The sequence below is a fragment of the Bradyrhizobium sp. 141 genome (genome assembly GCF_023074055.1).
Lineage (GTDB): Bacteria > Pseudomonadota > Alphaproteobacteria > Rhizobiales > Xanthobacteraceae > Bradyrhizobium.
The window spans coordinates 98649-119746 of the sequence record NZ_JADPKR010000062.1 but is presented as its reverse complement, the minus strand read 5'-3'; the positions used below and the strand labels follow the sequence as shown (position 1 = coordinate 119746).

Annotated in this window: 11 protein-coding genes; 8 read left to right on the top strand and 3 right to left on the bottom strand. The window is 63.1% G+C overall.

What is annotated here, in order from left to right:
• The first annotated feature begins 3 nt into the window (after positions 1-3).
• The 5 genes from IVA81_RS18065 to IVA81_RS18045 all read left to right on the top strand — a co-directional run bounded on the left by IVA81_RS18065 (position 4) and on the right by IVA81_RS18045 (position 5977).
• Complete coding sequence (locus IVA81_RS18065) at positions 4-1155, top strand: branched-chain amino acid ABC transporter permease (protein ID WP_247320449.1); 1152 nt, start codon at positions 4-6, stop codon at positions 1153-1155.
• Positions 1152-1910 (top strand): ABC transporter ATP-binding protein, encoded by a 759-nt coding sequence (locus IVA81_RS18060; RefSeq protein WP_124159372.1) that lies wholly within the window; start codon positions 1152-1154, stop codon positions 1908-1910. The genes IVA81_RS18065 and IVA81_RS18060 overlap by 4 nt, the downstream gene beginning before the upstream one ends.
• Positions 1911-1913: 3 nt before the next feature.
• A complete protein-coding gene (locus IVA81_RS18055; RefSeq protein ID WP_247320447.1) occupies positions 1914-2702 on the top strand; it encodes an ABC transporter ATP-binding protein in 789 nt (262 codons plus the stop codon).
• A 95-nt stretch (positions 2703-2797) separates the two neighbouring features.
• Entirely contained in the window at positions 2798-4636 is a 1839-nt protein-coding gene (locus IVA81_RS18050) for an AMP-dependent synthetase/ligase (RefSeq protein WP_247320437.1), read from the top strand.
• A 141-nt stretch (positions 4637-4777) separates the two neighbouring features.
• The gene (locus tag IVA81_RS18045) at positions 4778-5977 is read left to right on the top strand and encodes an ABC transporter substrate-binding protein (protein ID WP_247320435.1); all 1200 of its coding nucleotides are present in this window, start codon (positions 4778-4780) and stop codon (positions 5975-5977) included.
• Between the two features lie 212 nt (positions 5978-6189).
• On the opposite strand, the gene IVA81_RS18040 is transcribed toward IVA81_RS18045, so the two are convergent.
• On the bottom strand, positions 6190-7314 hold the full coding sequence (locus tag IVA81_RS18040; RefSeq protein WP_247320433.1) for a lysozyme inhibitor LprI family protein: 1125 nt from the start codon (positions 7312-7314) through the stop codon (positions 6190-6192).
• A 169-nt stretch (positions 7315-7483) separates the two neighbouring features.
• Entirely contained in the window at positions 7484-8215 is a 732-nt protein-coding gene (locus tag IVA81_RS18035) for a transglutaminase-like cysteine peptidase (RefSeq protein WP_247320431.1), read from the bottom strand.
• A gap of 731 nt (positions 8216-8946) precedes the next feature.
• Between IVA81_RS18035 and IVA81_RS18030 the strand changes: the two genes are divergently transcribed.
• On the top strand, positions 8947-15012 hold the full coding sequence (locus IVA81_RS18030; protein ID WP_247320429.1) for a VCBS domain-containing protein: 6066 nt from the start codon (positions 8947-8949) through the stop codon (positions 15010-15012).
• A gap of 77 nt (positions 15013-15089) precedes the next feature.
• On the top strand, positions 15090-17321 hold the full coding sequence (locus IVA81_RS18025; protein WP_247320426.1) for an adenylate/guanylate cyclase domain-containing protein: 2232 nt from the start codon (positions 15090-15092) through the stop codon (positions 17319-17321).
• A gap of 155 nt (positions 17322-17476) precedes the next feature.
• Here IVA81_RS18025 and IVA81_RS18020 read toward each other — a convergent pair whose 3' ends face one another.
• On the bottom strand, positions 17477-19072 hold the full coding sequence (locus tag IVA81_RS18020) for an ABC transporter substrate-binding protein (protein ID WP_247320424.1): 1596 nt from the start codon (positions 19070-19072) through the stop codon (positions 17477-17479).
• Between the two features lie 200 nt (positions 19073-19272).
• Here IVA81_RS18020 and IVA81_RS18015 point away from each other — a divergent pair, with 200 nt between their 5' ends.
• Positions 19273-20931, top strand: coding sequence for an ABC transporter substrate-binding protein (locus IVA81_RS18015; protein ID WP_247320422.1), 1659 nt, complete (start codon positions 19273-19275; stop codon positions 20929-20931).
• Positions 20932-21098 lie beyond the last annotated feature (167 nt).

Genomic DNA, 21098 nt, shown 5'->3' with positions numbered 1-21098 from the left:
ATCATGCGCTTCCTGTTCAAGACCGACTATGAGGACGACATCAAGCTGTTCCCGCATTCGGGGTATCTGGTCTCGTACGGCATCCTGCTCGCGCTGCTGTTGATCGCCCCCTTCGTGCTCTCCAGCTATTTGATGAGCCAGCTCGTCTTCGTCTGCATCTATGCGACCGTCGGCGTCGCGTTGCTGATCCTGACCGGCTTTACCGGCCAGGCCTCGCTCGGCCACGCCGCATTCCTCGCCATCGGAGCCTACACGGCCGCCTATTTGCAGAAATACAACGTGCCGTTCCCGGTCTATTTCCTCGCCGCCGGCGCGTTGACCGGCTTGATCGGCGCCCTGGTCGGCTTTCCCGCCCTGCGCCTGACCGGCATCTACCTCGTCATCGCCACCATCTCGTTTGCCTTGATCGTCGAGGAGATCCTGGCGCGCTGGGAGAGCGTCACTCACGGCAATGAGGGCATGCGGGTCAAGACGCTGTCGCTGCTCGGCGTCACCGTCCCGCGCGACAGCCCCACCTTCTATTTCCTCTGCCTCTCCGTGCTGGTGCTGACCATCGTCGGTACGCTGAATCTCTTGCGCTCGCCGACGGGGCGCGCCTTCGTCGCGATCCGCGACTCCGAGACGGCGGCACGCAGCATGGGCGTCAATGTCGCGCTCTACAAGGTGAAGTCCTTTGCGATCTCGGCGGCGATCACCGGCTTTGCCGGCGTGCTGTTCGCCCACAAGCTCTCCTTCATCTCGCCGGAGATGTTCACCCTGCAGCTTTCGATCGAGTTCATCATCGTGATCCTGATCGGCGGCACCTTCAGCTTGCACGGTGCGGTGCTGGGGGCGATCTTCATCGTGATGATTGATCCGTTCTTGACGTATCTGAAGGACGACCTGCCCGGCATGATCGCCGGAATCGCCGCGACATTCGGCGCCGGCCCGGCCACCGCGGGAAACATCCAGTCGAAAGTCGCGTCTTTCGCCTCGCTCAACGGCCTGAAGGGCGCGATCTACGGCATCATCATCGTGCTGTTCGTGCTGTTCGAGCCGCTCGGGCTCTACGGCCGCTGGCTGAAGATCAAGCTCTTCTTCCAGCTGTTCCCGCTCTACAAGCGCGCCACCTTCAAGCGGCAGAAGATCTACGTGAAGTCGGAGCGGAACCGATGAGCTATTTCCGCGCCGAGAACCTGTCGCTGCATTTCGGGGGCCTCAAGGCCGTCGATGCGGTGTCCTTCGCGGTCGAGAAAGGCGAGATCCTGTCGATCATCGGGCCGAACGGCGCGGGCAAGAGCTCAATCTTCAACCTGATCTCGCGCATCTACCGACCGACCTCGGGCCGCATCTTCTTCGAGGACCAGGACATCACGGAAGAGCCACCCTACGACATCGCAAAACTCGGCATCGCACGGACGTTCCAGAACATCGAGCTGTTCGAGAACGCGACCGTGCTCTCAAACCTCCTGGTCGGCCGCCATCGGCATTCGACCACGCAGCTCTGGCAGGAGCTGCTGTTTCTGCCGAGCGTGCGGGCGAACGAGAAAGTTCATCGCCGCAGGGTCGAGCAGGTCATCGAATTCCTCGATCTCGAACCCTATCGCGACAAGCTGATCTCCGGCCTGCCTTACGGCGTGCGCAAGGTGATCGAGCTGGCGCGCGCATTGTGCTCGGAGCCGAAGCTGATCCTGCTCGACGAGCCGTCCTCCGGCCTCAATGTCGAGGAGACCGACGACATGTCGTTCTGGATCCGCGACTTGAAGAACGAGCTCGGTGTCACCGTGCTGATGGTCGAGCACGACATGTCGCTGGTCAATCGCGTCTCCGACCGCGTCATCGCGCTGAACTACGGCAGGGTGCTCGCGATGGGTTCGCCGGCCGAGGTGCAGCAGCACCCCGATGTCGTCGCCGCCTATCTGGGAGCCTGACGCATGGATGCCGTCGCGACGCCGGATACCATCCTCAAACTCTCCAACATCGAGAGCTATTACGGGCCGATCATGGCGATCCGCGGCATCTCGCTGGAAGTGCCGCGCGGCCGCATCGTGACGCTGCTGGGGGCCAATGGCGCCGGCAAGACCACGGTCCTGAAGACCATCTCGGGCATTCTCGATCCGCAGAAGGGCTCGATCGAATTTATGGGCAAGCCGATCCAGCGCATGGAAGCCGACAGGATCGTGCGGCTCGGCCTCAGCCACGTGCCGGAGGGGCGCGAGGTGTTTCCGTTCCTGTCCGTGCGCGAGAATCTGATGATGGGGGCCTATCCGCGCAAGGACCGCGACGGCGTCGCGGAGGATCTGGAGCGCGTCTATGGCTATTTCCCGCGCCTGAGGGAGCGCATCAACCAGCCGGCCGGCCAGCTCTCCGGCGGCGAGCAGCAGATGCTGGCGATCGGACGCGCGCTGATGAACCGGCCGACGCTTCTCTTGCTCGACGAGCCCTCCCTCGGCCTGTCGCCGCTGCTGGTAAAGGAGATCTTCACCATCATCCGCCGCGTCAACGAGGAGCAGGGCATGTCGATCCTGCTGGTCGAGCAGAACGCCAAGGTGGCGCTGGAGACCGCGCATTACGGCTACGTGCTGGAGACCGGCCGCATCGTGATGAACGACAGCTGCGACCGCTTGATGCATTCCCAGGACATCCAGGAGTTCTACCTTGGCGCCAAGGAAGCGGGCGCGCGGGGCGAGCGGCGCTGGAAAAAGAAGAAGACGTGGCGGTGAGGAAGAGCTGGCAGTAAGATGAGATTGCCCATCCGCAAGCAAAGACCGCCGGCAAGGCAGGCAGCGGCGGGGAGAGCGACAAGGAGGAGAGGCGCATGGCCCGACCGGCGGTGCTGACGGTCGCTGATACGATCGCAAAGAGCTTTTTGCGCGCCGCTGAGACGCGGGGCGAGCGGCCGGCGATCCGCGAGAAGAAATTCGGGATCTGGCAGCCGACGAGCTGGCGCGAGTGGCTGGAGATATCGAAGGAAATTGCCTACGCGCTTCGCGCCTCCGGCTTCATGCCCGGCGACGTTGCCTCCATCATCGCCAACGCCGTTCCCGAATGGGTCCATGCCGACATGGGCATCCTGTGCGCGGGCGGTGTCGCCTCGGGCATCTATCCCACCGATGCGTCGTCCCAGGTCGAATATCTCATCAACGATTCCAGAACAAAAGTGATTTTCGCCGAGGACGAGGAGCAGCTCGACAAGATCCTCGCCTGCCGCGCGCGCTGCGCGAGCTTGCAGAAGATCATCGTGTTCGACATGGAGGGCCTGAGCGGCTTCTCCGACGACATGGTGATGTCGCTCGACGAGTTTCGCGCGCTCGGCCGCAATCACATGGTCGGCCGCGAGGCGCTGTGGCAGGAGATGATCGACAGCCGCGGCGCCGGTGACCTCGCGATCCTGGTCTATACGTCCGGCACGACGGGACCGCCCAAAGGCGCGATGCACGCCAACCGCAGCGTAACGCATCAGATGCGGCACGCCAATGACTTCATCCCGGCGCGAGAGGACGAGGAGCGGCTGATCTTCCTGCCGCTCTGCCACGTCGCCGAGCGCATCGGCGGCTACTACATCTCGGTCGCGCTCGGCTCGGTGATGAATTTCGCGGAAAGCACGGAGACCGTGCCGGACAATTTGCGCGAGGTACAGCCGACCGTTTTCCTCGCGGTGCCGCGCATCTGGGAGAAATTCTATTCCGCCATCACCATCGCGCTGAAGGATGCGACGCCGCTGCAGCAATGGGTCTATCGCCGCGCCATCGACATCGGCTACCGCATGGTCGATTGCAGGCTCGAGGGCAAGACGCCGCCGCTGTCGTTGCGCATCGCCAACCGTCTCGCCTACCGCATCGCATTTCGCAACATCCGCCGCATGATCGGGCTCGACCGTTGCCGCATCGCTTTCACCGGGGCGGCACCGATCGCGCCGGAGCTGATCCGCTGGTATCTCGCGCTCGGCATCGACGTGCACGAGCTCTACGGCCAGACCGAGAATTGCGGCGTCGCCACCATGATGCCGGCGGAGCGAATCAAGCTCGGTTCGGTCGGCACGGCGGTGTCCTGGGGCGAGGTCGCGCTGTCGCCCGATGGCGAGATCCTGATCAAGGGCGACTTCCTGTTCATGGGCTATCTGAATCAGCCGGAGAAGACCGCCGAGACCATCGATTCCCGCGGCTGGCTGCACACTGGCGACGTCGGCACCATCGACAATGAGGGCTTCGTTCGGATCTCCGACCGGATGAAGGACATCATCATCACCTCCGGCGGCAAGAACATCACGCCGTCCGAGATCGAGAACCAGCTTAAATTCTCGCCCTACATCTCGGACGCCGTGGTGATCGGCGACAAGCGGCCGTACCTGACCTGCCTCGTGATGATCGATCAGGAGAATGTCGAGAAGTTCGCCCAGGACCACGACATCCCCTTCACCAACTATGCCAGCTTGTGCCGGGCGACGGAGATCCAGGACCTGATCGGCCGCGAGATCGAGCAGGTCAACGGCAATTTTGCCCGCGTCGAGACCATCAAGAAGTTCTACCTGATCGAGCGCCAGCTCACGCCGGAAGACGAAGAACTGACTCCGACCATGAAGCTGAAGCACGGTTTCGTGAACAAGCGCTACGCCGCCGAGATTGAAGCGATGTATCGCCAGCGCGCCGTGGCGTGAGGCATGCGCATGCCCCGGAAAAGTGGGAACCGGTTTTCCGAGAAGGGGCATGCGCAAAAAGACAAGTCACGATTTGGGAAAGCGAAGGAGCGATGGCCCCCGCCCTTAGCGTAACACGGGCCTTTAGGAGAGGAGACGTCAATGTCGAAATCGTTCAGCGCATTCGGCCTTGCTGTGGGTGCCGTGGTGCTCACCTGTCTGCCGGCCGCGGCGCAAACCAAGGTCACCAACGAGGGCATCTCGGCGAGCGAGATCGTCGTCGGCACCCATCAGGATCTGTCGGGCCCGATCAAGGGCTGGGGCGTCCCGGTTTCCAACGGCATGAAGATGGCGGTGGAGGAGGTCAACGCGGCGGGCGGCGTCAACGGCCGCAAGATCCGGCTGGTCGTCGAGGACAGCGGCTACGATCCGAAGAAGGCCGTGCTGGCTTCGCAGAAGCTGATCGAGCGCGACAAGATCTTCGCGATGGTGGGACCGATGGGATCGCCGACCGTGCTCGCCGCACAGGACATCCTGCTTGATGCCGGCGTGCTTCAGCTGTTTCCGCTGACGGCGGCCGAGTTCACCTTCAAGGTCGATCCGGCCAAGCCGCAGGAACGGTTGAAGTTCAACAATTTGCTGCCCTATGTCGAGAGCACGCGCGCGGCGCTCAAATACATGATTGAGGCAAAGAATTTCAAGAAGCCGTGCATCATGCATCAGGACGACGAGTACGGAAAAAACGTGCTCGATGGCTTCAACCAGCAGCTCGCCGCCATGAAGGTGCAGCCGGCGTCGATCACGAGCTTCAAGCGCGGCGCCTCTGACTTCTCGGCGCAGGTCGCCAAGATGAAGTCCGACGGCTGCGACCTCGTCGTGCTCGGCGCCGTCCTCCGTGAGCCTATCGGAACCATGACCGAGGCCAAGAAGCTCGGCTGGGAGGTCACCTTCCTCGGTGCCACGCCCGTTAACGTGCTCGAAGTGCCGGCGCTCGGCAAGGAAGTGATGGAAGGCTTGTATGCCGCTTCGAACTTCGAAATTCCTTACGAAGACACCGCGAAGGGAAAGGTGAAGGACTGGCTCGTCAATTATAAGAAGATGTTCAACGCCGACGCCAACACCCAGGCGATCATCGGCTACAATGCGGTGATGACGTTCGCGCATTATGCCAACAAGGCTGGCAAGGATCTCACTGGCCAGAAGATGCTCGACGCGCTCGAGTCCGGCGACAAGTTCCAGGATATCTTCAATTCGCCGCCGACCGTGTTCTCGAAGACCAACCATCTCGCCACGACCGTCACCCAGGTGCAGCAGGTGAAGAACGGCCGCTGGGTGCTGGTGAAGGACAATCTGATGTTTTGATGAAGGGCGGCTCTCGCGACACGAACGGTGCACCCTCTCCCCTTGCGGGAGAGGGTGGATCGCCGCAGAGCGGCGAGCCGGGTGAGGGGTAACTTTCCTCACGAACGGTCTCACGAATGGTGAGAACCCTCATCCGGCGCCGTAGCGTTCTTAGGAACGGCGGCCGAAGGCCGCCTATGCCACCTTCTCCGCAAGGGGAGAAGGAAGAAGGCCTACGATCCCCCACTTGCAGTCCCCGAATTCACCGGCGCCAGCTCATCCTCGCGGCAACGCCAGCCGTCGGCGGCTTTCACGAAGGCGAACGTCCGCTGGATCCGGAGGCGGCGCGTGACGTTGAAGGCTTCCGCGGAGCGCTCCTTGTTGCCAGCTCCCGGCTGTGGACGACCCGTCCTGGCGTCCCAGCAGGTGCCGGTGCAGTTGGAGGCGACCTTGCTGCACATGGTGAAGGGCGCCAGCACGGCCATTTCGATCTCGCCCGTGACCTGCGCCTCCTGCTCGGTCACCTGGCTGTCGAGCGCGTAGACGCGGTTGATGCGGAGGAAGTTGCCGCACGAATTGGCCGCATGGATGCGCGCCGCGCAGAAGTCGACCGCGTCGGTGTCGGGGATGCGGGCCGCGACCTGCCGGCCGAACAACTTCTTGGGGTCGCCCTTCGCGGCACGGATCTCGTCGGTCTTGCGCCTCAAATGATCCGCAAGACACTCCTCCGCGGTTTCGAGCTCCTGAAGCGGCACATTCTCCTTGCCGACCAGATTGCATTTGCGATCGCGCTCGCGGGTCCACCTGCCATATTCGGCGAAGGCAAAGCGCGCCGCAGTCGGGTCCAGCTTGCCGATCAGGCCGAGCACCTGGCCGTTGAGCTCGGTTTCGGCCAGCGCCAGCGACGGGTCCGCGCAGATCAGCGCGCCCGCTGCGGTGTTGGCTGCGAGGCAGTCGAAATCAGGATCGCGCACGATCGCGGCGCGCTCCTCGGTCACCTTGAGCAGGCAGGCCTTCACCCGGTCGAAATCGTCGGTGCGGATCGCGGTCTGGCCGACGATGCCGCAGCTGAGGTTGCGCTGGCGGATCCAGATCGCATTTTCCTCGATCCCTGGCAGCCGATCGGGCAGGCGGGCGAGCCGCCCCTCGATCGCCGCGCTCAGCTTCTCGGCGGCGGCGGCAAGCGTGGCATCACCGCAGAACAATTGATTGCCGGGGTCGCGAATCTGCTGGCAGTTGTTCCTGGCAAACAGCGGCAGCCGGTCGGCGACGGAAAGGTCGGCTGGCTCGGATTGCGCGAAGCCCGGAGCCGCCGGCAACACCAGCAGCGCAAGCACAGTCGACACGATGAACCGCATTCCAGTCGCCCCCGCATGGAAGGCGCCATGCTAGCGGTTTGGATCGCGCGGTGGAATGAGTTTGTGGTGGGTGGCTCATAGCCCGGATGGAGCGCAGCGTAATTCGGGATTCATGTAACGGCGGCACCGTCCCGGATTGCGCTGCGCTCCATCCGGTCTACAAGACGGATCAATGTGCCTCGGCGGCGACCATCGAGAACCGCGCAGGTTCGTCGACATATTTCATCACGGCCGACTGGTAGAGTGTGAACAGCGGTTGGTAGCTCCGCGCAGCGTCGTCCTCGACCATCGCCATGCGGCGGTTGTCGAGCATCAGCCAGTGGCCGTCGAGACGCGCGGCGACAACCGCATGCTCTTCGCCGGCCCTGACGTCGCGCACCACGACAATGCGGAGGTCCTCAGGCGCAGTGCCCGCCAGCCGCAGCGCGGCCAGCTTGGCGATGGCGTAGTCCTCGCAATCGCCGGCTCCGCGGGCGAACGTCGCAAGCGGCGAGCTCCAGACGTCGTCGATGCCGTCATTGGCGGCCCGGATGGCAAGGTTGATGGCGCGGTTGGTCTCGCCGAGCCGGGCGCGGCCGTCGCGGGCGCGGGCCTGGTCGACGATGGCGAGCAGTTTCAGGGCCGCAGGCGATGCGCAATTGTCCCGGTCACCATCGCAGAGCGCAAGCTGCACCATGTCGCCGTCGAGCCTGTTCTTCAGCGCGGACCATTTCTGCTGCAGGCTGCCGGACGAGATGGCGAAGGCGAACACGCCGAACGGCTCGGCGGATTTGCGCACGAGAACGCCTGCTCCCGGCGACAGCAGCGTGCCGGCGCGAAGCTCGGCGGCCGATCCGAGCAGGACCAATCCGCACAGGACAAGGATTGTGCGCCAAGCGCGCGAGCGAGCAGCGATCTCCATCTGACATCCCCTTCCCAGGCTTCGCCAGGTCCCCCTCGACCTCGACGTGCCGGGCTTTGTTGTTTCGTCGAGATAGTGCGAGACGGGCCGTTTTGTTCTGCTTAACGCGCCTGGCAGGGGTTCCCCAAAAGCGGGAACAGGCTGAAACGGGCCTGCCCAAATTGCGTAAAATTTTACGATTCGGAGGCTAGGAGGTGTCCTGTCGCCGCGAAAGGGAGCCAATTGCAGGCATAGGTTGCGGGAGGGCCGAATCTGCGTCCTATGGCTAACGCCCCCTATTTCATGGGGTTCTGTTAGTTAGGTCACAGATTTAACTCCGTATTTGCCGCAGGATGCTGCGGGACCCCGCGAAGGAGAGATGACGCAAGTATCTGCTCCGTGGCTCTACGGCTGGTTACTCTGGATGACTGGAAATGTGTGAAAACAGGCCGGATTCGACTTCACAATATTTGAAATATTACTTCTGGTTCTCTAGGGGAGCGCCGCTCCGCCGGGGCTCCTACGGCCAAGTGACGCGAAATCACACAAGCAATAGATGGTATCGCTAAGGACTTGCTAATGCTATGCAAGCTTAGGCGGTCGATACTTACTTAAATTTTAACCCTTTTTACGGTGCCCGGTTGAATTACGCTGGCCAATTTTTTGACGCCGCGATTCCTTTTGACGGCCAAGGTTCCCGTTCGCTTGCCGATGCCCATGTCAATTCCTTTACGGCGAAAGCGCATGGTCATGTGCCTGAGGGCGCGTTCGTTGTTCCCGACCCCAATCTGATCTTCAACGGCGAGTTCAACCGCACGGGTCTCGATCTCGTGCTGTCCCACGAGGGTCACGAGTTCGTCGTTCACGATTATTTCAGGGGCGACAAACGTGCCGCGCTCGCCTCCCCCGACGGCGCCCACCTCAGCGGCGACGTCGTCAACGCGCTCACGGGGCACGTCCAAGTTGCGCAAGCCGCGCCCGGCGCGGCCGCGGCCCAGGTCATCGGCCACGTCACCAAGCTCGTGGGCAGCGCGACCGCGATCCGCAACGGCGTCTCGGTCATCCTGAACAACGGCGACAACGTCGAGAAGGGTGACGTGGTCTCGACCGGCGCCGATTCGACCCTCGGCATCACCTTCATCGACGGCACCGTGTTCGGCCTGTCCTCCAACGCGCGGATGGTGCTGAACGAGATGGTCTACGACCCCAACGGGTCGAGCAATTCCTCGCTGCTCAGTCTCGTCGCAGGCACCATCACCTTCGTCGCCGGCGAGACCGCCAAGCACGGCGACATGAAGATCGACACGCCGGTCGCCACCATGGGCATCCGCGGCACCGCCGTGCTGACCCAGATCAACTTCGTCGTTCCCGCCGGCGGCGGCGATCCACAGCCGCAGGCGAGCTTCCAGGTGCTGGTCGAGCCGAATGGCACGACGGGCTCCTACATCCTGTTCGACAAGGTCACGCTGCTGCCGATCGCGACGGTCAACCAGGCCGGCCAGATGATCCAGATCAGCGGCGGCAACGTCTCGATCTCCAATGCGCTGATGTCGCCGGACGTGCAGAAGCTGATCACGGACGTGTTCACGCTGAAGTTCACCGACAACAACACCAACACCAAGCTGACCACGAACTTCACCGACACGCTCACGCCGGTCTTCCAGGAAGTGGTGTTGAAGTCGGGGTCCGGCGCCGTTGTGACCGCGACATTCGTCAACCTCAATCCGCAGGGACAGGACAGTCCCGGCAATTCCACGCCGATCGTCACCCGTATGCCCGGCCAGCCGCTGGTGCAAAGCCTCGATCTCGGCGGCAATGTGAAGACGGCGTTCGCGCTGACCGAGCGCGCGGACACCACGGGCGATACGACGCATACCGACACGGTCTCCGGCCGGATCACCTTCGTCGATCAAAACCTCGGCGACCGCCCGACGGTGTCGGTGAGCCTCGACGACGCGCCGAACTACGTCTACAAGAACGCCGGCCAGCAGGACGTCACCGGCTCGCTCTCCGCGCTCCAGAAGCAGGACATCGCGGCGACGCAGATCCAGATCAGTGTCGTTGCCGACAGCGCCAACAACAACAACGGCTCGGCGGTCTGGACCTACACGATCCCCGACAACGTCTTCGACTTCCTCGCCGCGGGCGAAACGCTGACGCTGACCTACAAGGTCCGCGTCGACACCAATTTCGCAGTCAACCCCGAGAGCAAGTTCGTCCCGATCACCATCACGATCACGGGAACGAACGACAAGCCCACCGTCGCGACGTCAGGTGGCACCGTCATCGAGAAAGTCGGGACCGGCAACGAGGCTCTGGACACCATCACGGGCACGGTCGCCTTTACCGACGTCGATCTGACGGACCGGCCGATCGTGAGCGCGGCGCTCTCGTCCACCCAGCCGTTCAAATATCTCGATGCGCAGGGCCACGATATCACCGCGACGCTGACGCCGGAGCAGCGCGCCGCGATCGCCGCCGTCGAGGTGCCGCTGACCGTGGTGCAGGGCGCCGGAAACGGCAACAACGGCTCGGCCACCTGGACCTACAGTGTTCCCGACCATCTCTTCGATTTCCTCGCCGAAGGCGAGACTCTAACCCTCAACTATGTGGTGCAGGTCGATGACGGCCACGGCGGCGTCGTCAGCACGCCGATCACCGTGTCCATCAACGGTGCGGACGTCAACGTCGAGGGCACCAACGACCTGCCGACAATCGTCGAAGATTCCACCACCCCGACAGGTGCGGTAACCGAGGATAGTGCGGCCACGCTCGCCGCCAACGGCACCATTACCTTCAACGACCCTGATCTCACGGACACCCACACCGCGAACTTCATCTTGAAGTCGACGATTTCGAGCGCGCATCTGCCCGGCTTCAGCGACGGCACGTCGCATGTCGGCACGTTCGCGCTTGATCCGGTCATTGAAAGTCCGGGCGTCAGCTCTCGGGGATCGGTGAAGTGGACCTTTACGCTCGACGATGACGATCCGGTGCTCCAGTCGCTGGCCAAGGGCCAGACCATCACTCAGATTTACACCGTCAAGGTCGACGATCATCACGGCGGGACGGTCACCCAGGACGTCACGGTCACCATCACCGGCACCAACGACGCGCCGACCATCACGAGCGATGCAGACGCGGCAGCGGGGGGCGTCACCGAGGATACCGGGGCGACGCTGTCGACCGGCGGCACGCTGGCGATCCAGGATCTCGACCTGATCGACACGCATACGGCGGAGGCGGTGTTCAAGTCGTCGGCGTCCAGCGCGCATTTGCCCGGCTTTGTGGAGGGGTCGACCAATATCGGGACCTTCACGATCGATCCGTCGGTGACGGAATCCAGCAGCGATACCGACAACGGCGCGACGCTGGGCTGGCATTTTACGCTCGACGACAACGACCCGGTGCTGCAGTCGCTGGCCAAGGGCCAGACCATCACCCAGGTTTATACCGTCACCTTTACCGACGATCACGGTGCGCAGGTTTTCCAGGACGTTACGGTCACCATCACCGGCACCAATGACGCGCCGACGGTGACCAGCAGTGCCGCGGACGGCGTTGGGGCAGTGACCGAGGACGCCAGCGGGACGCTGTCGATCGACGGCACGCTGGCGATTCAAGACCTCGATCTGATCGACACCCACACCGCGCAGTCCGTGTTCAAATCGTCGACATCGAGCGTGCATCTGCCGGGCTTTGCCGATGACACGCCGCTCGGTACGTTCACGATCGATCCGTCGGTGCACGAATTCAGCACCGATCCCGACAACGGTGCGACGCTGGGCTGGCATTTCAGCCTCGACAACAACGATGCGGTGCTGCAATCGCTGGCTCAGGGCCAGACCATCACCCAGGTTTACACCGTCACCTTCACCGACGATCACGGCGCGTACGTCTCGCAGGACGTGACCGTCACGATCAACGGCGCCAACGACGCGCCGACCATCACCAGCAGCGCCGCGGACGTGGCCGGCGCGGTGACCGAGAATGCCTGCGCGACGCTGTCGATCGACGGCACGCTGGCGATCCAGGATCTCGACCTGATCGACACCCACACGGCGGAGGCGGTGTTCAAATCGTCGACATCCAGCGCGCATCTGCCGGGCTTCGACGACGACACGCCGCTCGGCACTTTCACGATCGACTCCGCTGTCGCCGAGTTCAATACCGACACCGACAACGGTGCGACGCTGGGCTGGCACTTCACGCTCGACAACAACGATGCGGTGCTGCAGTCGCTGGCCGAAGGCCAGACCATCACCCAGGTCTACACCGTCACCTTCACCGACGACCACGGCGCGTACGTCTCGAAGGACGTGACCGTCACGATCAACGGCGCCAACGACGCGCCGACGATCACAAGCGATGCTAACGCGGCAACGGGCGCGGTCACGGAGGATGACGGTTCTTCGCTGACGACTGGCGGCACGTTGGCGATTCAGGACCTCGACCTGATCGACACTCACACGGCGCAGGCGGTGTTCAAGTCATCATCGGTCAGCTCGGCTCTGCCGGGTTTCGAGGACGACAGCACGAATATCGGCACCTTCACGATCGACACGGTGTCCGAATCCGGCAGCGATACGGATAATGGCGCGACATTGGGCTGGCACTTCACGCTGGACAACAGCGATCCGGTGCTGCAGTCGCTGGCGGAAGGGCAGACCATCACCCAAGTCTACACCGTCACCTTCACCGACGACCACAATGCGACCGTGAAGCAGGACGTGACCGTCACGATCACCGGCACCAACGATGCGCCGACGGTTTCCTATGTCACCTCGGACTACATGAACTTCGACGGCCAGACCATCGCGGTCGGCGACGTGCCGACAGTCGCCACCGATGGCGTGACGCTGGACGGCTGGGTGAACTGGAACGGGGGCACCGATCCCGGCCACGGCCAGATCCTGTTCTACAACGGCAACACCTCGACCACCGGCTTCGGTCTGCTCGGCACCGTCAACGTCGATGGTACCCTGGAGCTGCAGATTCTCGCGGGCGGCGTCGACATCGAGGATACCGGCATCGCGCTCACCGCCTCGCAATGGCACAACATCGCGCTGACCCACGACAGCGGCACCTTCACGCTCTATCTCGACGGAAACCTCGAATATTCGCAGTCATGGGGCGCCAACCCGATCGATGGCAGCCCGTCGAATCCGTCGGCGTCCTACATGATGATTGGCGCCGCGAGCGAGCCAGGCGCGGCGGGCTTTGGAGCGGAAGGCTTCTTCGGATCGATCGCCGACGTCAGCGTCTGGACCACCGCGCTCACGCAGGCGCAGATCCGGTCGATCGATTTCACCGCGCTCACCGGCAACGAGGCGAATCTGGCCGGGTATTATCGGCTGGCCGATGGCAGCGGGACCACGGCCGCCAATACGGTCAACCCCGCCAAGGGCCTCGCAATCGAGGGCGATGCGGATTGGGCGAGCGGCACCTCCGGGCCGGGCGGCGCCGTTGCCGATCTGTTGGAAACCAATGTCGGCCAGCTCTCGCATGGCGTGCTGGCGGTCTCCGACGTCGACGCGATCGATCACGTCACGGTGTCGGTCAGCCAGGTGCAGGTTACTCTCGACGGCGTGCCGCAATCCGGCAGCGTCGGCGGGCTGTCGCAGGCGGACCTGCTGAACTATCTCTCCGTTCCGTCCGGCGACATCCTCGACGGCACGGCTACCCATGCTCAGTTTACGTGGCAGTTCAATTCGGGCAGCCAGGCCTTCGATTTCCTCTCCGCCGGCCAGACGCTGTCGCTGCAATACACCATCGTTCCGTCGGATGCTGATGGCGCTGGCACGAGTGCAGTCGTCACCGTCAACATCGCCGGCACCAACGACGCGCCGACCCTGTCCGATCTCCACATCGGTCCGCTCACGGACACCGCCGCGGCCGACAGCTTCTCCGATCTCACCGGCCAATTGTCCGGAACCGATGCCGACAGCTGCGAGACGACGACGCTGACCTATGCCGTCCTCAATTCAGATCACCATGCGGTGACGACGGCCTCAGGACTGTACGGGACGCTGACGGTCAATTCCGACGGCAGCTACAGCTACGTTCCGAACGCTGCTGCGATCAACGCGCTGCCGGACGGATCGTATGGCGACACGTTCACGGTCCAGACGACGGACGTGCATGGTGCGGCCGGCACGGCAACGCTCACAGTGGACGTCACCGGCACGAACGACGCGCCCGTGATCGACGTCGACCAGATCAGCGTCATGCAGGAAGGCGACCAGGTTTTCGTCCACGGCATGTCCGCCACCGACGCCGACGCTGCCGCCGATGAAACCTTCACGCTCGCTGCGACCGCGGATTCGGGCACCTATGTGGACCCCGCATCGACGTCCGACACCTTGGCCAACGTCAATTCCGCGCTCCAGGAGTTGACATACACCGAGCCGAGCCAGAGCGCGCCCGCGACGGACAAAGTCGTGGTCACGGTGACCGACGGACACGGTGCGAGCGATACGGTCAACCTCATCTTCAACCTGACCGAGCAAGGTCCGGTGACCCTCGCCAGCACAGACGGCAAGGATGTGCTGTTCGGGACCGGCTATCAGGATCAGTTCGTGTTCGAGGCCAATTCGAATCACGATGTGATCGTGAATTTCACGCCCGATGAGGACCACATCAGCCTGTCGGCCGCCGTGGCGAGCAACATCGACGCCGCATGGATCACGCAGCACGTGGCGGCCTCGCCGGCAAATTCCGCGGACACCCTGATCACGATCGATGCCGCTGACACCATTCTCCTGAAAGGTGTCAACGCCAACAATCTCCACGCGAGCGACTTCATCGTTCATTCCTGACGCTTTTGGGCGGGGCCGATCGTCTGTACACCGGATCGGAGCTGCCGCTCGCCGTCAAAGCGTGATATTCAACCAGCATGAAGCGTCTCAAGATCCTGCGGCGGTGGTTTGCCCGGAAGCTGGGCTTCGCGCGGCTGATGTGCCTTGCGCTGCTGGTCGTGTTTGCCGGCGCTCGCCTCTGGGATCCGCCGCCGATCCAGGAATTGCGGCTGCGCACCTTCGATATGTTCCAGCTGATCGACCCGCGCCACAAGGCGGCGCGGCCGGTCGTCATCGTCGACATCGACGACAAGAGCCTTGCGAGGCTCGGGCAGTGGCCGTGGCCGCGCACGCGGATCGCCGATCTGATTCAGAACCTCACCGGCAGCGGCGCGGTGGCGATCGGCTTCGACGTGGTGTTCTCCGAACCCGACCGGCTCAACCCGGATCTGGTTGCGAGCCAGATGCGCTATCTGGACGATGCCACCCGAGCCAAGCTGCGTGAGCTGCCGAGCAACGACCAGGTCCTCGCCGACGCCATCAAGCGCTCGCGCGTCGTGCTGGGCGAGACCGGGCTTCCAGAGGTCTTGTCAGAACTCGATAAATCGCTTCCGTTCACGGGCGTGGCGACGGTCGGGGAGGAGGGGGCCGAGCGCTTCCTGTTCGAATTCCCCGGCCTGCTCCGCAACGTGCCGATCATCGAAAAGACAGCCGCCGGCCGCGGCTTGTTCTCGATCCGGACCGAGCGTGATGGATTGATCCGCCGCGTGCCGATGATCATGCGCGCCCAGGGCAACATCATGCCCTCGCTCAGCCTCGAGATCCTGCGCGTCGTCACCGGCACGCCGACATTGCTGGTCCGCACGGACAAGGCGGGCATCAGGTCGATCCGCCTCAAAGGCGTGGAAGTTCCGACCGACAAGAACGGTCAGCTCTGGGTGCACTATGCGCGCCGGGATCCTTCGATCTACGTTTCCGCGGTCGACGTGCTCGACAACAGCGTGCCGGCTTCCAGGCTTGCCGGTAAGCTGGTGCTGGTCGGCACCTCCGCGGGCGGGTTGAACGACATCAAGACCACGCCGGTATCCCGGGCCATGCCGGGGGTCGAGATCCATGCCCAGGTGCTGGAGAGCGTGCTGAGCGGCGCGGTGATCTCTCAGCCGAACTACGCGCTGGGCGTCGAATTGCTCGCCGCGCTCGTCATCGGCCTGCTCGTCATCATCTTCACGCCGAACCTCGGACCGGTGCGCCTGGTGCTCGCGGGTGCGACCTTCGCCGCCATCCTGGTCGGAGTGTCCTGGTTCTTCTATGCGCAGTACCGCTACCTCATCGACTTCACCTATCCGCTGCTTTCGACCACGGCGGTCTATCTGACGCTGATCTTCGCCAGCTTCGTGCGCGAGCAGCGCCAGCGCGTGCAGATCCGCGGGCAGTTCGCGCAATATATGTCGCCGGTGCTGGTCGAGCAGCTGGCCCAGTCGCCGGAGAAGCTGGTGCTCGGCGGCGAGGAGCGCGAGATGACGATCATGTTCTCGGACGTGCGCGGCTTCACCACGATCTCGGAGAGCTACAAGCATGATCCTCAAGGCCTGATCGCGCTGATGAACCGCTTTCTGACGCCGCTGACCGACGTGATCATCGAGCGCAAGGGCTATATCGACAAATACATGGGCGACGCCATCATGGCGTTCTGGAACGCGCCGCTCGACGATGCCGAGCACGAGATCAACGCCTGCGAGGCGGCGATCCAGATGCTGGAGCAGATCGACGCAGTCAACAAGGAGCGTGAGGAGGAGGCCGCCGAGGGTGGCCATGTCTATATTCCGCTCAATGTCGGCATCGGCCTCAACACCGGCATCGGCGTCGTCGGCAACATGGGCTCCGATCTGAAGAAGAACTATTCGGTGCTCGGCGACAGTGTGAACCTCGCCTCGCGCCTGGAAGGCCAGTCGAAGGAATACGGCTTTCCGATCATCGTGGGATCCAGAACCGCGCTCGCCGCCAAGGACAAGTTCGCGATCCTCGAGCTCGACTTCATCATGGTCAAGGGCAAGACCGAGCCGGAGGTGATCTACGCCATCGCCGGCCGTGAGGACGTGATGCATTCCGGCGCCTTCCAGCGCCTGCGCAACATCACCATCGAGATGCTCGGCTGCTACCGGGGCCGCGACTGGCAGGGCGCGCTGGATGCGATCGAACGCGGCCGCCGCAGCGAAGACGCCGACACGCTTGAAAAGCTGTTCAAGCTCTATGAGGCCCGCATCAAGGATTTCCAACTCAATCCACCGGCCGAGGGCTGGACCGGAGCGTATGCGCTGCTGACGAAGTAGGGCGCCGCGTCGTCGCTCCCGTAGGATGGGCAAAGGCGCAAAGCGCCGTGCCCACCATTTCTCTCATCGCGCTCTGATGGTGGGCTTCGCTCTTCGAGCTACGGCGGACAAGTCGCTTTGCCCACCCTACGGCAGCGGTGTCCGGCGCTCCCCCCTCACTCCATCCCGATCGTCGTCAAATCCTGAAACCAGTGCTGCGCCTGCACGAACTGCTTCACTTTCGGCGACAGCGCGTGCGGGTTGGTGTCGTGGACGACCCAGACCAGCGCGGCATCGTCCACGATCAGCGCATGCGCCTGTGCCAGCAGCTCGTCCTGTTTGGCGGCATCGAAGGTTTGCTTGGCCTTGTCGATCAGCGCGTCGACCTCAGGGTTCTTGTAGCCGCCCCAGTTGACGCCAACGGGCGCGATCTGGCCTGAATGGAAGAAGCGGACGATGGCGTAAAGCGGATCCGACGTGACATAGGCGATGTTGTTGGCGGTGATGCCGGCGTTGATCTCGTCGGCCGCGCCCTTGCGCCAGTGCGTGTAGAGCGTCTCGAGCTCGACCACCTTGAAGTCGATGTCGATGCCGATCTCCTTGAAGCTCTGCTGCAAGAATTCGTTCATCGGCAGCGACAGCATCTGACCGGTGCCGCCCTGCGCGATGATGAAGGTCGCCTTCAGCGGTTTTGCTTTTGAATAGCCGGCCTCCTCGACCAGCTTCTTCGCCGCAGCGAGATCGTATTTCAGCTCGAAGCTCGGCTTGCCAAACCATGGGCTTGACGAGTCGACCTGGCCCTTGGCGGGTTTCGCGAGGCCATTCATCAAGCCCACCACCGCTTCGCGGTCGATCGCGAGATTCAGCGCTTTGCGCAGGCGGATATCGGTCCAGGGCGAGCCCGGCAGCACGCTGAGATGATAATTCCAGACATGAGGCGTGACGTTGTCGACGAGCTTCATGCCCGCGGCCTTGAGCTGCGGCACGGCATCCGGTGCCGGCGTCTCGATCAGATCGACTTGCCCCGCAAGCAGCGCATTGGTGCGCGCCAGCGCTTCCGGCATCGGCACCAGCACGATCTTGTCGGCCTTGGGAATGCGCTTCTTGTTCCAATAGTCCGGATTCTTGGAGAGCTCAGCGAGCTCGCGCGGCACCAGTTTTGTCAACTTGAACGGGCCGGTACCGGAAGGCTGGCTGGCGAACTTGTCCCAATCCTTGCCGAGCTTGTCGTATTGCGCGGGGCTCGACACCAGGAACCACAGCATCTGATAGGGGAAGAAGGAATCGACCGTCTTGGTGGTGATCTCAACCGTGAAATCGTCGATCTTGGCGTAGCTTGCGACCGATGGCAGGCGGGTCTTCACCTGCGCGCTCTGCCGCTTGTCGAATTGCGGCGCCTTGTCGTTGAGCACCTTGTCCAGATTCCAGATCACCGCATCGGCATTGAACTCGCTGCCGTCGTGAAATTTGACGCCCTTACGAAGCGTGAAGCGCCATTTGGTCTTGTCGGCATCGTCGACCTTCCACTCGGTCGCCAGACCCGGCACCAGCTTGCCGGGACGGTCGGCGACGTCCATCTCCCAGGCCACCAAGGGATCGTAGATCGTGTACGCGGTGAACTGATAGGCGCCGGCGCCGCGATCGGGCTGCCCCGTCGTCAGCGGGATATCCGCCATCGAGATGCCGTAGCGCACCACCGTTTCGGCGCGCGCCGAGATTGCGGACAACGCCAGCGCAAGCACGGCGAGACAAGTCGATAATCGAAGACCCATGGCCCAAAGCTCCCAACGGAATTTCGGAGCCGAACCTGCAATCTTGATGCCAGAATAGGCAGCGCAATGCGCTTACCCGCGCGCGGGCCACAAGGACTTGTCGTCGCAGTGACAAATGGCAGAATAAGTTTCTCTTTGGCATAGCCATTGCATACGATTGCATCAAAAATAGTCATCGAAGCCGGAAAAGGATTGAGGCGATGCTTACTAAGAAGAACACGCGCGCGGCATTGATCGCGGTGCTCGCTCTAACGACTGCCGCTGCATGGCCGCGCGTCGCCAGCGCGGAGACCGTGCTGCGCATCGGCATGACCGCTGCCGATATTCCGCGCACCCTGGGCCAGCCGGATCAGGGTTTTGAAGGCAATCGCTTCACCGGCCTCACCATGTATGACGCGCTGACCGGCTGGGACCTGTCCTCCGCCGACAAGGCGAGCGTGGTCATTCCCGGCCTTGCCACCGAGTGGAAGGTCGATGATGTCGACAAGACCAAGTGGGTCTTCAAGCTACGCCCCGGCGTGACTTTCCACGACGGCTCGCCGTTCAATGCTGACGCCGTGGTGTGGAACGTCGAGAAGGTCTTGAAGCAGGATGCGCCGCAATTCGACGCCAGCCAGGTCGGCGTCACGGCCTCGCGCATGCCGACGCTGGCCTCCGCCAAGAAGATCGACGATATGACGGTCGAGCTCACCACCAAGGAGCCCGACAGCTTCCTGCCGATCAACCTCACCAATTTGTTCATGGCGAGCCCGGGGAAGTGGCAGCATTTCTATGACAAGGCGGAAGGGGCTGATGCCAAGGCCAAATCGCAGGCCGCATGGACTGCGTTTGCCAAGGACGCCGCGGGCACCGGTCCGTGGAAAATGGCGAGCTTCACGCCGCGCGAGCGGCTCGAGCTCGTGAAGAACGCGAGCTATTGGGACAAGGCGCGTGTGCCCAAGGTCGACAAGATGGTGCTCTTGCCGATGCCGGAGGCAAACGCGCGCACCGCGGCGCTGCTCTCCGGACAGGTCGATTGGGTCGAGGCACCTGCGCCGGACGCGCTGCCCGAATTGAAGCAGCGCGGCTTCAAGCTCTACGCCAATGAGCAGCCCCATGTCTGGCCGTGGCAGTTCTCGCGCATCGAGGGTTCGCCCTGGAACGACATCCGCGTGCGCAAGGCAGCGAATCTCTGCATTGATCGCGAAGGCCTCAAGGACGGCCTGCTCGCCGGCCTGATGGTGCCCGCGACCGGCACCTTCGAGCCCGGCCATCCCTGGCGCGGCAAGCCAGCCTTCGAGATCAAGTATGACAAGGCAGCTGCGCAAAAGCTGATGCAGGAGGCCGGTTTCGGCCCCAACAAGAAGCTGACGGTAAAGACGCAGACCTCCGCCTCGGGCTCGGGCCAGATGCAGCCTTTGCCGATGAACGAATATCTCCAGCAGGCCCTCGCCGAGTGCTATTTCGATGTGAAGCTCGATGTCATCGAATGGAATACGCTGTTCACCAACTGGCGCCGCGGCGCCAAGGACCCCAGCGCCAACGGCGCCAACGCGACCAACGTCACCTATGCGGCAATGGATCCGTTCTTCGCGCTGGTGCGCTTCCTGCAGTCGGGCATGGCGGCGCCGGTTTCGAACAATTGGGGTTTCATCAACGAGCCCAAGTTCGACGAGCTGGTGAAGAAGGCGCGCCAGACCTTCGACCCCGCCGCGCGTGACGCCGCGCTCGCCGAGCTGCACGCGGCTTCGGTCGACGATGCGGCCTTCCTCTACGTCGCCCACGACGTCGGCCCGCGCGCCATGAGCCCGAAGGTGACAGGCGTCGTACAGCCGAAGAGCTGGTTCATCGACTTCTCGCTGGTGTCGATCGCGCAGTAGTCTATCGGCTTGCTCAGTGCACCCTCTCCCCCTGTGGGAGAGGGTGGCTTCGCGACAGCGAAGCCGGGTGAGGGGTCTCTCTCCGCGGGAGCTGACCCCTCCATCGATGCAATAATCTCCGCGGATAGAACCCCTCATCCGGCGCTTCGCGCCACCTTCTCCCACAA

What these genes read in the sequence shown, in the direction of transcription:
- IVA81_RS18055 (WP_247320447.1), top strand. Translation starts at nt 1,914, where the DNA reads ATGGATGCCGTCGCGACGCCGGATACCATCCTCAAACTCTCCAACATC.
- IVA81_RS18045 (WP_247320435.1), top strand. Translation starts at nt 4,778, where the DNA reads ATGTCGAAATCGTTCAGCGCATTCGGCCTTGCTGTGGGTGCCGTGGTG.
- IVA81_RS18020 (WP_247320424.1), bottom strand. Translation starts at nt 19,072, where the DNA reads ATGGGTCTTCGATTATCGACTTGTCTCGCCGTGCTTGCGCTGGCGTTG.
- IVA81_RS18035 (WP_247320431.1), bottom strand. Translation starts at nt 8,215, where the DNA reads ATGGAGATCGCTGCTCGCTCGCGCGCTTGGCGCACAATCCTTGTCCTG.
- IVA81_RS18065 (WP_247320449.1), top strand. Translation starts at nt 4, where the DNA reads ATGCGCTTCCTGTTCAAGACCGACTATGAGGACGACATCAAGCTGTTC.
- IVA81_RS18025 (WP_247320426.1), top strand. Translation starts at nt 15,090, where the DNA reads ATGAAGCGTCTCAAGATCCTGCGGCGGTGGTTTGCCCGGAAGCTGGGC.
- IVA81_RS18040 (WP_247320433.1), bottom strand. Translation starts at nt 7,314, where the DNA reads ATGCGGTTCATCGTGTCGACTGTGCTTGCGCTGCTGGTGTTGCCGGCG.
- IVA81_RS18060 (WP_124159372.1), top strand. Translation starts at nt 1,152, where the DNA reads ATGAGCTATTTCCGCGCCGAGAACCTGTCGCTGCATTTCGGGGGCCTC.
- IVA81_RS18015 (WP_247320422.1), top strand. Translation starts at nt 19,273, where the DNA reads ATGCTTACTAAGAAGAACACGCGCGCGGCATTGATCGCGGTGCTCGCT.
- IVA81_RS18050 (WP_247320437.1), top strand. Translation starts at nt 2,798, where the DNA reads ATGGCCCGACCGGCGGTGCTGACGGTCGCTGATACGATCGCAAAGAGC.